Source organism: Pelagibacterium flavum (assembly GCF_025854335.1).
Lineage (GTDB): Bacteria > Pseudomonadota > Alphaproteobacteria > Rhizobiales > Devosiaceae > Pelagibacterium > Pelagibacterium flavum.
Genome location: NZ_CP107716.1, coordinates 418,956 through 431,841 on the forward strand (window position 1 = coordinate 418,956; position 12,886 = coordinate 431,841).

Below are 12,886 nucleotides of genomic sequence, written 5' to 3' on the forward strand. Positions count from 1 at the left end.
GCGGATTTTGAGGGTTGGCAATGAAGCGATTATTCGACATTGCAACGGCGACGGTTCTCTCTGTCTTGTTGCTGCCCGTCTTCATCGTGCTCTGTGTGCTCGTACGCACGAAGCTCGGCTCTCCGATAGTGTTCCGCCAAGTGCGCCCGGGGCTGCATGGTCGTCCCTTTACGCTCATCAAATTCAGAACAATGACCGATGCTCGCAATGGGGATGGTGAACTGCTTTCTGACGCGCAACGGTTGACGCCGTTCGGGCGGTTTTTACGCTCAACCAGTCTCGATGAACTGCCAGAGCTCTGGAACGTATTGAGGGGAGAGATGTCGTTCGTGGGGCCACGCCCGTTGTTGTTGGAATACCTTCCGCTCTATTCGCCCCGGCAGGCTCGTCGGCATGAGGTCCGGCCTGGCATAACGGGATGGGCCCAGGTGAACGGGCGCAATGCCCTCGCTTGGGAGGACCGACTTGAGCTCGACGTCTGGTATGTTGAAAACAGATCGATGATTTTGGATCTGAAGATTCTGTTTTTGACGGTGGGAAGGGTAATCAGTCGTAAGGGTGTCACTGCGGAAGGCTCCGCAACAGTCGAGAAGTTCAAGGGCTGATGTCGGGTAGGCTAGCAATTCTTGGGGCCGGGGGACACGGACGCGTAGTAGCAGACGCAGCCGAGGAGGCTGGCTGGGATTGCATAGAGTTTTTCGATGACGGCCAAAAGGGTGCTTCGGGACGATGGCTTATATGCGGAACCAGCACCGATCTCCTTGAGAGTGTTCAGATCTATTCCGGGATTGTTGTTGCAATCGGAGACAACACAGTTCGGCAAACCTGGAGTGATCGGTTGGTGACCCTTGACGCAAAGTTGGCGACCATCCTTCACCCTCGCTCCAGCATCAGCAAGGGAGCGCAAATCGGTGCTGGAACTGTGGTGATGGCCGGCGCGGTGCTCAACGACGGCGTGACCATAGGCGCTGCCTGCATCATAAATACGGCTGCGGTTGTCGATCATGACACAAAAATAGGTGATGCGGTCCACATTTCCCCAGGAGCCATTCTTTCGGGCAACGTTACCTTGGGGTCAAGGGTGTGGATAGGTGCAGGCGCAGCTGTAAAAAATGGGATAACCGTCGGGGATGATGTCGTTGTGGGGCTCGGGAGTGCGCTGATCCGCGATGTTGCGCAGGGTTCGACCGTCGCCGGCGTTCCAGCTGAAACGTTAAAGGCAAAATACGAATGAGTTTTCAAGCGTGGCCTTGGTATGGGGCAGAAGAACAGGCCCGAGTTACCGAAATCCTTCAGTCCGGGCGCGTCAACTACTGGACTGGCAACGTTACTCGCGAGTTCGAGACAGCATTTGCTCAGTGGTGCGGGACGAAGCACGCTGTCGCGCTTATGAATGGTACAGTTGCCCTCGACCTTGCGCTCAAAGCGCTGGGGGTAGGCGAGGGCGATCACGTGATCACAACGCCACGCACTTTTATCGCCTCGGCCTCGTCAATCGTCACGGCAGGCGCTACGCCATTGTTTGCCGACGTAGACAGCGATAGCCAGAACATCACGGCCTCCAGCATAGCCGCGGTTCTAACGCCAAACACCAAGGCAATTATCTGCGTCCACCTTGCTGGCATGCCATGCGATATGGATCCGATTATGGACTTGGCGGCTGCTCACGAATTGGTGGTGATTGAAGATTGCGCTCAGGCCCACGGTGCCACCTACAAGGGTAAATCTGTCGGATCAATTGGACAAGTCGGCGCTTGGTCGTTCTGTCAGGACAAAATCATGACCACTGGTGGTGAAGGCGGAATGGTAACGACCGATGATCCTGAGCTTTGGTCGAAAATGTGGTCGTACAAGGATCACGGCAAGTCCTGGAAGGCAGTTTACGAGACCGAACACCCGCCAGGGCCGCGACTGGTGCACGACACATTCGGGACGAACTGGCGCATGCTCGAAATGCAGGCCGCGATCGGTCTCGTTCAGCTCGAGCGCATAAGTGATTGGAAGGCGCGGCGAACCGAAATTGCGGGCGCCTTGGCGAACACTTGCCGAAAGTACGCCGCGTTTCGCGTCCCTGAAGTTCCCCCCGGCATCGAACATGCCTACTATAGATTTTACGCGTTTGTAGAGCCGGACGGCCTGAGAGATGGCTGGTCGCGAGACCGAATTATCGACGAAATCTCTGCGCTGGGCGTTCCGTGCTTCCACGGTTCCCAGTCGGAGGTCTATTTGGAACACGCTTTCGACAATACTGGGTGGCGGCCGACAGAGCGGTTGCCGGTCGCCCAAGAACTTGGCAAAACGAGCATTGCCTTTCTCGTCCATCCAACGCTGACCGATGATGATATCGATGCAGTCAGAAAAGCGATTGATCAGGTGCTCGCACGTGCGTCGCGCTGATCTCTGAGCGTGATAAGTTCAAAGAGGAGATGCCGTGCTTCTTGTTCATTTTGATTGTCGAGCGCCTCGGACATCTTGGCGATGTGCGCTGAGAGAACGTCATCAATTGGTTTGGTCGCAGTGCCGCGCATAATTTTCGGGTGGCGAGTGCCGATGGCAGTCGATTGGTCGTAGAACAGCTCTTCGTATAGTTTTTCGCCCGGTCGTTTGCCCACCGCGATAATTTCAATATCGCCCTCGGGGTTCTCGTCCGTACGTACGGTCAGCCCAGCAAGTCGAACCATGTTTTCCGCGAGATCGGTAATAAGGATCGGTTCGCCCATATCGAGCAGGAAGACATCACCGCCCTCGGACAACGATCCTGCCTGGACGATCAGTTCGGCGGCCTCTTGTATTGACATGAAATAGCGCGTCATGGCGCGGTCTGTCAGCGTTATCGGTCCACCTTTGGCGATCTGCTCCTTGAACAGCGGCACGACCGATCCGTTGGAACCGAGCACATTGCCGAACCGTACGGCGCAAAAGCGCTGTCCAGTGTTTGCTTGTTGCGCTTGAGCGGCTTTTTCACGCACGATCAGCTCTGCCCAGCGCTTTGTGGCGCCCATCACATTCGTGGGCCGAACGGCTTTGTCGGTCGAAATGAGGACGAAGTCTTTGACACCATTGGAAAATGCCGCGTCCGCAACAGTTTTGGTGCCGAAGACATTATTGTAGATGCCCTCCAGGGCGTTAGCTTCCACCAGCGGCACATGCTTGTGCGCCGCGGCGTGGAAGACGACGTCGACGCCGTGCTCCTTGATCGCGCGAACAACGCGTTGCTCGTTGGTGACAGAAGCGAGGACAGGAACTGCCGCCACGTCTTTTTCGGCAGCCAGTTCCATCTCGATTTTGTAGAGCGCGAATTCGTTGGATTCAAAAAGGACGAGGCGTTGCGGACGCCATTGCGCGATCTTGCGGCAAAGCTCGGAACCGATAGACCCACCAGCGCCAGTGACCATGATCGTGCGCCCCACAATCATCTGACGAATGAGGTCCAGATCAGGTGGGACCGATGACCGGCCCAGCAGCTCATCGATCTCGATTTCGTGGATCTGACTGACAAGGTATTTGCCGGTGACGAGGTCAGTAATTCCAGGCAGCGACTGAACCTTGATGCCGTGCTGACTGATGTCACGAACGATCTCTTTGCGGCGCGCAGCCGAGACAGAAGGAATCGACAAGATGACCTGCTTGACCCCGTAATCGCGCACAAGGGAAGGGAGGTGTGACGGCGGAAAGACCTTTATGCCTGCGACGTCGCGACGATGAAGCGCTGGATCATCGTCAAGAAAACCAGCAATGAAATGGCTGTTGCGAAGTGATGTGGCGAGTTGGGTACCCGCTTCTCCCGCGCCGTAGATGACAACCGCAGGGCGTTTGAGCAGGGCTTTGCGTCCCGAGGGCCAAAACACCCATTTGGCGATCAGTCGGCTGCCGGTGATCACCAACGTCCCAAGCGTCCAATAGATAATCGGGACTGAACGCGGCACAAAGCCCCGGCCAGTCATGGCCGAAAGGAAAGCAAGAACCACCCAGAGGATCGCTGCGAGGGTCATAGCTTTGACGATTGTCCACAGGGCTCGCTCAGGTAGGTAGCGCACAACAGCGCGGTACAGCCCCATCCGGATAAAAATAGGAATGGCGATAAGGGGCGCTGAAGCGATGATTACCCATTCGTCCAGCGAATTGGGAAGGTCCCAGCGATCATAGCGGAGCGAATAGCTCGCCCACAGGACGAAAGCTAGGGCTCCGAAATCAAAGCCGACAAGGATGACACGTTTCCAGAAGCGCGGGAGGGCAAGAACGCGCTTGCGCAGGACAGAAAACATGCGTGCCAGCCTGGTTCAGATATCGTCAAAATCGAGCAGTTTGCGTCCCACGAAATCGTGAGCAGGTCAAGCATTCCAACTTTCCATTGGGATGATGAGGGCGGATATCCAAGCCGAATGATTGGGGGTAAACAATGGCAAGACTAACCCGGGTCGCACCCAATCGACGCAATTGGGGCCCGGAACGCGTGCACCGGGCCCATATGATGGGTTTTCGGACTATTCGTCCTCGGCATCCTGCAATTGGCGGCGGCGATAGTCGAGCGCATAATAGACGTCGTGGACGATGCATTCCGAAGCGTCACTGGCCTGACGCGTCAGGGGCGCCACTATCGCCTTGAGTTCTGCGTTGGTGGAATTGGCAGTTACCGCCACTCCCTCCCAATCAATAGACTCGAACCAGTCGATCGCATCGATCACCCCGTCACTGGTCCTCCATTTGGCCCAATCGAGGCTAGCTTGAATCTCTTCTTCGGCCTCCTCGGCATCTTCGGTCAATTTGCCGACAAGCTCGAAGTCTTCCGTAATAAGGCTGTGGTCCGCGTGAACGTGAGCGAGCAGCGGGGCAATCTCGGCGATCATCTCTGCGATGGTCTCGGGCTCTGGACGGAAAGGGCCTTCCTCGCGCGTACGCGCTGTCCACTCGATCTCATTGCCGCTGTTTGCGGCCCTGTTCTCGATCCAGCTATTGGCCGGCACCGAACGCATGTCCAAGATGGCGATGCCATCGGCATCGAGCGTCAGGACAATTTCGGCGCGAAACGTGTCGCCCCCATACAATTTATCGTCGATGTGGTCCGCGAGTGTGACGGATGCGGACGAGGTCCTAGCGATGTTGGCCATTTTTGGCGCTCCTTTGATAGGCTGATCGGGCGCCAGGCCAAGCCCCATGCTCGGTCTGACGTGATAAGATCTCGATGCGAACCGGTGCGGTTGGCTTTTCACATCCCGGACATGGCAAGCCATGCCGGGACGACCCGGTTCAAAATCTTGAAAATATCAGCCGCAAACGCGGCATGTGATTCGGATGGTCTTTTGACCAGCCGCAGTCCCGATCAGCCGCAAGGTGCGGCAAGTAGCCTACGCGGGGAGCGCATGCGACGGGGCAGGCGGGGGTCCTGCCACGGTCTGTAAATGCTCTCGCATACTCTCGACCAAAGAGTAAAGCACGGCATGATTCCAACCTTGCAAAAGGGTTAAAGGTCGGCCGATCGAGGTAAGGGCAGGGTGGTGGTGGGAGCGCCCGTTGACTCTCCTCATGCGGCCATCACCGCGCCAGTCTGGCGCTCAAAGTGTCGGAATTGCCCTTTGGAGAGCCGCAGTTTTCGGGCAAATGTGCGATAACGCAAGCGGGGAAAGGGCCGGAGCTTTGTCGGTGGTTCAGTAGCATATTGTCCGACCCATCTTTCCCGCTGTGTAATAGCTCGAGAACCTTCACAGTATGGTGTTGGCTGTCCGGTTCTTTCGCCCGAAACGCAGCATCGATGCGTGAAGGCATTCCCGCTCTGCGGGACAAGGGGCCAATCATCCTTTCCGCAGGTTCGACTTGCGCGTTGCCAATAAAGCGGGCACCGGCTTTTTGGTTCGGCAACGCGAATAGGGGTAAACGTGCGGAAAGGGTGATTGGCGCACAACCAGATCGGCAAATGGGCACAAGCGCACAAGACGCACAATGGTGTCGCACGGAACATGCGCGTTCGTACTGTGCGTCGACTGACTGCACCCATGGAGGCCAGCTGACGCCGCCTGGCGCGACGTGGTGGTTTTGCGCGTCGGAAACGTGAATTTTCTTTCGATGAATGATCCCGTTCGTGAAGCGGAACAAGACCGATGCGGTCGATGCCAAGCCGATTTGCGAGGCGGCGCAGCGCCCCGGCATGCGCTTTGTTGCGCTAAAGAGCAAAGAGCAGCAGGCCGCTGGGAGAGGCGTCGGGGTCGTAGGCGGTCGAAGGAGGGTATGGCACAACGCTCGGCGAGACGGGGCTGGAAGAACCAGGGAAACGGCAGAGCGCTTGCCAGGCGCGCAAACCGGAACTGGTTCCGGTCCGCGAACTCTCATACTGGCCCGCAGCTATCGCTCTGCTCATCGAGGCGGTATAGATGACAGCATCCAACTAGGTGCCAACGTACCCCGATTTACCGCTTGCCTCCAAAGGGGCGTCTACAGATGCCGTTGACACAGCCTTGTATTGCTGTGCCGGCGATCCTGGGTCTGCAAAGAACCGATCACCGTTCTTGAGCCCACCTCGGCTTCTCCCGCCCGCCTTGTACCAAACGCGAAGCGTCGCATGCGGGCATGGCTTTGCCGAAATAATAGCCCTGACCATACTCGCCGCCGCGCCGGACAATCTCCTGCATTTCCTGTTGTGATTCAATTCCTTCCGCGATAACGGGCAGTCCAAGGCTCTTGGCAAGATCAATCACGGAACTGACGATCTTGGCGCTTCCGGCATTGGACTGCATCGAGGAGATAAAAGATCGATCGATCTTGATCTTGTCGAATTTCAGTTCACGCAGGTTGTAGAGACTTGAATAACCGGTTCCGAAGTCGTCCAGCGAGATTTTTATTCCGAGTTCCTGGATCGCGACCAAAGCAGAGCGCGCAGCCTCGATGTCGGCAACAAGCGACGTCTCAGTGACTTCTATCTCAAGTCGTTTTGGCGGGAAATCAGTCTCCGAGAGGGTGGCGAGCAGCTTAACCGGCAAAAGAGGGTCGGTAAGATGGATTGCAGAAATGTTGAGCGAAATCGTGATGTGGTTGGGCCAGTCAAGCGCATCAAGGCACGCACGGCGTAACAGATCGTAGGTCATATCACCAATCAGGCCAAGCTTTTCCACGATGGGAATGAAGACGTCCGGTGCGATATGGCCTTGCGTTGGATGGTGCCAGCGCGCCAGGATTTCGAAGCCGACAAGCTGCCCCTCTGTCAGATGCATGAGAGGCTGGTAGTGCGGCTGGATGTCCTTTTGTAACACCGCCCGCCGCACGTCCCGTTCGAGCGCCATGCGCTCGCGAAGAGCGTCTTCCATGCCTTGTGCAAAAAGCCGATAGGTTCCCCGACCTTCTTCCTTGGCGCGATACATCGCCATGTCGGCGGCGCGAAGCAGAGTATCTGCATCCGCTCCGTCATCTGGACAAAGAGATATGCCTACGCTCGCGCCCACTTCAACGACCTGGTCGCCAATGCTGATCGGATGGCTGAGGTCGGCCACGATGCGGGCAGCCAAAGCGGATGCAGCCTCAGCGGGAGTTGCATTCGCGCAATCAAGGATCACGCCGAACTCGTCGCCGCCCAAGCGCGCCACAGTGTCTTCATTCCTGGTCAACGCGCCCAGACGTTCAGCGATTTCGCGCAACACGTCATCGCCTGTAGCGTGGCCATTGATGTCGTTGATTGGTTTGAAGCCGTCTAAATCGACAATCATCACTGCGGAGCGCGTAGAGCCGCGCTGGGCGCGAGCGACAGCCTTACCCAGCGTGTCAGCGAAAAGCCGTCTGTTCGGTAATCCTGTGAGCGCATCGTGCCTCGCCAGTGACTCGGCGAGACGATGAGCGGCTTCTGTTGCCTCGTGAGCTTTTTCAAGCGCTGCCACATGTCTTTGATAGGTCTGTTCCTTTTCTTGGGCGGCTTTGGCCTCGGCCAATTTGAGGCTGGAGATATCGGTGTCGGTCCCGACAATGCGCGCAACACTGCCATCAGGCATGAATTCTACGGGTCGTCCGCGGCTTAGAACCCAGATGTAGTGCCCGTCCTGATGCCTTTCGCGGTACTCGAAAGCGTTTTGGTGAAGTTCGCCGGAATTCTGCTGGTTGGTTTCGCGAATCAGCCGCTCCCTATCCTCGGGATGGACGCGCTCGAGCCAGGCTTGGCGGGATGGGTCTACCGGATCGTTGGGGCCTATGCCCCGCATCGTTCGCCACATGGGCGAGAAATAGGCCGTGCCGGTCTTTAGGTTGTGGTCCCAGACGCCTTGACCTGCGCCCTCAAGGGCAAAATTCCATCTGCTCTCGCTTTCGGCCAACGCATCTTCCGCCAACTTGCGCCCGGTAATGTCCCGGGAAACACCGACGAGGCCCTTAATCGCCCCGCTCGCGTCGCGCAGTGGTAGCTTTGAGGTCGCCAACCACTTCTTCTCGCCAGAGGCAGTCACGATAAACTCCTCAAGGTCGATTTTCGGTTGCCCCGATTTCAATACGGTCTGTTCGTCGGCGAAGAACTTTTCCGCCAGTTCTCTGGGATGTAGGTCGAAATCGGTTCTACCGGTCAGGTCGCCAACTGAAAGTCCGAGGTCCGTTGCAACCGCCACATTGGCAACAACGAAGCGGCTGTCTGCGTCCTTTACGAATAGGTAATCAGGCACGCAATTTATCACGGTACGAAGGAGGTGTTCCTGTGAAACGAGATCTAACAGTGACGTGTTCGTACCCATCGAAGACGGGAGCATTCCGTGGTTGATATCCGATCGACGGCGCGCGTTGACCCGGCGCGCTTTGTTTGGGTCTGTGTAGGACAAGCCCGTCTCCTCTCGAATGCACGGCGCAAATCAGGCGCGGACGGTATCAGCGCGTAATTGCCAAGCGATTAACCAGTGAAGGGTCCTCATCGCCCGCGTTGCGGCTCCGCCGCTGCCGGCCTCAAACGTTTCACTCTCGGCCAATCAATGTCCAGCCGATGATTGCTGCTGAGAAGTGATCGATTGGATGCTCCCTCCCGATGCCGAGCGTCGACCGCAAGGCCGGTCGGGTTATGGTACCTTTGGCTGCAAGGTCTGCGCGACGAGGGTAAACGGCGTGAAAATGACGAACAGCGAGCAATTTGTGAAAGGAGCGCTTAACCCTTCCAACAGTTTTTACGAATTGACTGCAACACGTCGGGTGGCAGGTTAAGTACGGAAATGGGCTATTAATCCAGTCGTGATCCAATAACTCAAGTAATTGAGGGCTCAGAAAAACGATGGACGACAGCCAGCTCTTCGAAACGCTTACGCGCGCCGTCCCAGGACTTGTCTGGGTCTGTGACGCGCACGGCCATGTAGAGTTCAACAATGCCAACTGGACAGAGTTCACCGGTCTTCCACAGAGCCACGGTCTCGGACAGGGGTGGCTGGATGCCATTCATCCGGCCGACGCCGCAGCGTTTCGCGCGCAATTGCCGATCGATCAAAACACCCAGGAAAATGTGCAGGCCGAAATGCGCGTTCGTCGCCATGATGGTGTTTTCCACCGTCATCTGCTCAATGTTCGCTACGTGGGTGACGGCAAATGGGTGGGTTGCGCGATCGATGCTCACGATTGGCTGACGACCGAACTTCGTGATGCCACCCAGGGCCATATTCTGGAGATGGTCACGGCAGGTCTCGAACTGTCGCACCTACTCGCGGAGCTTTGCAGGGCCGCGCAACGCCAGATCCCGGGAGCGACCTGTAGCATATTGCTCGTTGATGCAGCCAAGGGATGCTTTACTGCGGGCCATGCTCCCAATCTGCCTGTGGAAATGATGTCGGCGGTCCCCGCCATCAAAATTGGCACCGGCGTTGGTTCATGCGGCACTGCCGCGTTCGAAAAGCGCGACGTCATCAGCACAGATATCGCCAATGACCCTCTTTGGGACAGCTGGAGAGAAATGGTACTGCCGCTGGGGTTTCAGGCCTGCTGGTCAAAGCCAGTCTTTGCCTCCAATGGTGACGTCATTGCCTCGTTCGGCTTCTACTTTCAAGAAAAGCGCGCGCCCAATCCCGCGGAACTCCATGAGCTTACACGGTTGCGTGGCCTTGCGTCCCTGGCAATCGAACGCGCCCGTATGTTTGAGGCCTTGCGCGAAAGTGAGGAGCACTACCGGCACACGGTGGAGCAGAACCCTCAAATTCCTTGGACTTCCGATCCGCACGGCCACATCTTGAGTGTGTCATCGCGTTGGACAGAAATGACCGGAATCAGTCAGTCCGAAGCCCTCGGCAATGGCTGGCTACAGGCCTTGCACCCCGACGATATCACACCGACAATTGAAAACTGGGATGAGGGACTGTCCACCGGGAAACCGGTGGACATCAATTACCGCATTCGCCTCAAGGATGGAGATTATCGCTGGGCACGCGCTCGAGCAACGGCTCGCAAGGACGAACTGGGAAAGATCATCCGGTGGTATGGGACAGTCGAAGATATCCACGAGCAATATCTCGCCAGTGAGAAGCTCCAGCGTCAGGCTTATCAAGATGACCTGACAGAACTGCCAAACCGCCGACGATTTGTCGAAGAGCTAAAACGACGCCTGGGCTCTTTGCGTGACACGATCGGCTTGATGGTCCTGGATATGGATGACTTCAAGCTCGTCAATGATCGATACGGCCACCTCACGGGCGACGCGGTTCTCCGCCTTTTTGCCCGCTATCTCCAGCGTATCGTGGCGTCCGATGAATTTGTCGCACGCCTCGGTGGCGACGAGTTTGCAATCATCTGCTGCAACATCTCTGACGACCATTGTCTGGCCGATAGGGCGCACTCAATTGAGGTGCAGCTCGAAACGTATCTCAAGTCCAACAAGAAGACCCGCTCCTGTCGTCCCAGCATAGGTTGCACCGTTGGGAAGCGCGGCGATAGCCCCGATGAGGTGTTCAAGCGGGCCGATCTGGCGCTTTACGCTGCCAAAGCTGCTGGCAAAAGCACCGTCAGGCTCTTTAACCCCGGTATCCGCAGTGCAGCATCCAAACGGAGCGAAGCCCTAGAACTGGCAAGGACCGCTCTTCGTGAACATTGGATCGAGCCATTCTACCAGCCGATAATCAATCTTAAAGACCAGAGCATTCGTGGCTTTGAAGCCCTATTGCGTATCCGGCATCCCAACAAGGGGCTTCTCACGCCCATTGAGATAAAAGACGCTCTGGACGATCCCCGTTTGGCCGACAGCATCGGCACTCGCATGGCTCGGTGCGTGATCGATCACATGTCAAAGTGTGCTGCCGTAGATATCATGTACGGCCAAGTTTCGCTCAATCTCGCTACCGAGAACCTGGTCAACACCAAATACGTGGACGACCTTCTCGGCTACCTCAAGGAAAACCAGTTACCTCCTGACGCGATAAAGCTGGAAATCACCGAGCGCGTGCTGATGGATGATCTGGGCGACGTCGTGGTGGCCAACCTTGGCAAACTGCGCGAAATTGGGATCGGTATTTCTCTGGACGATTTCGGAACCGGCTATGCATCACTGGTTCACCTTCAGGCGTTTCCGGTTGATGAAATCAAGATCGATCGATCGTTTATCGCGGGCCTGGGGACAGACGCCAACAAGGGCGAAATCGTGCACGCCATGCTGGGCCTTGCCAAAACACTCGGCCTGGTCACAGTGGCAGAAGGCATAGAAACCCAAGGGGAAGCGCTAAGATTGGCAGCATGGGGATGCGATTTTGGACAGGGCTATCTGTTTGACAGGCCCATGCCATTCGAACAGGCCAAACGCCTGATGGCAGGACAGCATCGGCACCGCAAACACAACTGAAGGTGTCTGTCCTTGGAACCTTCCGGGTGACGGGGCATTTACAACGACTTCGCCATCATAGCGCCCGATCTTGGCACCAATGACATTTCCACCCATTAGTAGCGATTCCTGGCTTGCAGCCCTCGTGGAGAGCAGCTCTGACGCTATCATCTCCAAAACTCTCGACGGAATTGTGATGTCGTGGAACGCCAGTGCGGAACGCACCTTTGGCTATACGGCCGACGAAATGGTTGGCCAGTCTATCCTCAAGATCATCCCGCCGGAACGTCACGATGAAGAAGCCTTGATCCTTGATCGGATCGGTCGAGGGGAACGCATAGAGCACTTTGAAACCAAACGCCGGCGCAAAGACGGTGCTTTGGTAGAAATCTCGCTCACGGTCTCTCCTATTATGGATGAAGCCGGGATCGTTCTGGGTGTGTCAAAGATTGCCCGGGATATTTCGGAAGCTCGGCGAAGCCGCGAGATGCAACGGTTCCTGATGCGTGAAGTAAACCACCGGTCAAAGAACCTGCTCGCGGTTGTCGAAGCAATGGTCCGTCGCTCCGCTCGCCAGGCAGAACCCGCCCAGTTTGCGCAGGCCATATCGGCCCGTGTTTCCGCGCTTTCGCGTACGCAGGACCTGATCGTCCAGGGTGACTGGTTAGGTGTAGAGTTATACGACCTCGTATTCGCGCATGCATCGGTCGTTCATCCTGAACGACTGCTGCAATATGCAATCTCGGGACCAAACCTACGCGTTTCTCCCGGTGCAGCTCAAGCCTTGGGTCTCGCATTGCATGAATTGTTTTCGGGATCATGCAAGCGGCTGGGACAAGCTGCAAATGGCAGGGTCACCGTATCCTGGTCGGGTGACCTTGACGCCAGATATCTGGAATTTTCATGGTCAGAGCACATTGGCGGCAACCCGACCACTGCCGATGAGTTCGCACAGGACGTTTTAAGTAAGGTTTCGCCGGTCTCGCTAAACGGCGTTGGCACATTTTCCGTCACCGATAGGGGATGGCAATGGTCAGTTTCGACGACTTCAGACGTCGTCTTCGGGCCATAGATCATCGATCCGTCGGCCATCCGGCCCCCTAACGTAGTCGTGTTGCGTCCAATGTGGTTGTGATTTAGCATAGA

General features: G+C 56.6%; 8 protein-coding genes and 1 pseudogene. 6 read left to right on the forward strand and 3 right to left on the reverse strand.

The features are described from left to right. Nucleotides 1-20: 20 nt before the first annotated feature. From OF122_RS02105 to OF122_RS02115, 3 genes are read left to right on the forward strand one after another with little or no spacing between them, the layout of a single operon-like run. Nucleotides 21-605, forward strand: coding sequence for a sugar transferase (locus OF122_RS02105; protein ID WP_264226224.1), 585 nt, complete (start codon nt 21-23; stop codon nt 603-605). Continuing rightward, nucleotides 605-1,234 (forward strand): acetyltransferase, encoded by a 630-nt coding sequence (locus tag OF122_RS02110; RefSeq protein WP_264226225.1) that lies wholly within the window; start codon nt 605-607, stop codon nt 1,232-1,234. Before OF122_RS02105 ends, OF122_RS02110 begins: the two co-directional genes overlap by 1 nt. Then, nucleotides 1,231-2,397 (forward strand): DegT/DnrJ/EryC1/StrS family aminotransferase, encoded by a 1,167-nt coding sequence (locus tag OF122_RS02115; protein WP_264226226.1) that lies wholly within the window; start codon nt 1,231-1,233, stop codon nt 2,395-2,397. Before OF122_RS02110 ends, OF122_RS02115 begins: the two co-directional genes overlap by 4 nt. Here OF122_RS02115 and OF122_RS02120 read toward each other — a convergent pair. Both OF122_RS02120 and OF122_RS02125 read right to left on the reverse strand, forming a co-directional pair. Beyond that, nucleotides 2,370-4,265, reverse strand: coding sequence for a polysaccharide biosynthesis protein (locus OF122_RS02120; protein WP_264226227.1), 1,896 nt, complete (start codon nt 4,263-4,265; stop codon nt 2,370-2,372). The genes OF122_RS02115 and OF122_RS02120 overlap by 28 nt on opposite strands. 219 nt (nt 4,266-4,484) lie before the next feature. Next, a complete protein-coding gene (locus OF122_RS02125) occupies nt 4,485-5,108 on the reverse strand; it encodes a hypothetical protein (protein ID WP_264226228.1) in 624 nt (207 codons plus the stop codon). A gap of 962 nt (nt 5,109-6,070) precedes the next feature. On the opposite strand from OF122_RS02125, the pseudogene OF122_RS02130 reads away from it, so the two are divergent. Beyond that, nucleotides 6,071-6,181: pseudogene (locus tag OF122_RS02130) on the forward strand (IS110 family transposase); the annotation flags it as partial. A 310-nt stretch (nt 6,182-6,491) separates the two neighbouring features. Here OF122_RS02130 and OF122_RS02135 read toward each other — a convergent pair. Then, the gene (locus tag OF122_RS02135) at nt 6,492-8,780 is read right to left on the reverse strand and encodes a putative bifunctional diguanylate cyclase/phosphodiesterase (RefSeq protein ID WP_264226229.1); all 2,289 of its coding nucleotides are present in this window, start codon (nt 8,778-8,780) and stop codon (nt 6,492-6,494) included. Between the two features lie 440 nt (nt 8,781-9,220). Between OF122_RS02135 and OF122_RS02140 the strand changes: the two genes are divergently transcribed. Both OF122_RS02140 and OF122_RS02145 read left to right on the forward strand, forming a co-directional pair. Further along, nucleotides 9,221-11,761 carry a sensor domain-containing phosphodiesterase gene (locus tag OF122_RS02140; protein WP_264226230.1) on the forward strand — a complete coding sequence of 847 codons (2,541 nt, stop codon included), beginning with the start codon at nt 9,221-9,223 and terminating at the stop codon, nt 11,759-11,761. A 79-nt stretch (nt 11,762-11,840) separates the two neighbouring features. Then, on the forward strand, nt 11,841-12,812 hold the full coding sequence (locus OF122_RS02145) for a PAS domain S-box protein (RefSeq protein WP_264226231.1): 972 nt from the start codon (nt 11,841-11,843) through the stop codon (nt 12,810-12,812). Nucleotides 12,813-12,886 lie beyond the last annotated feature (74 nt).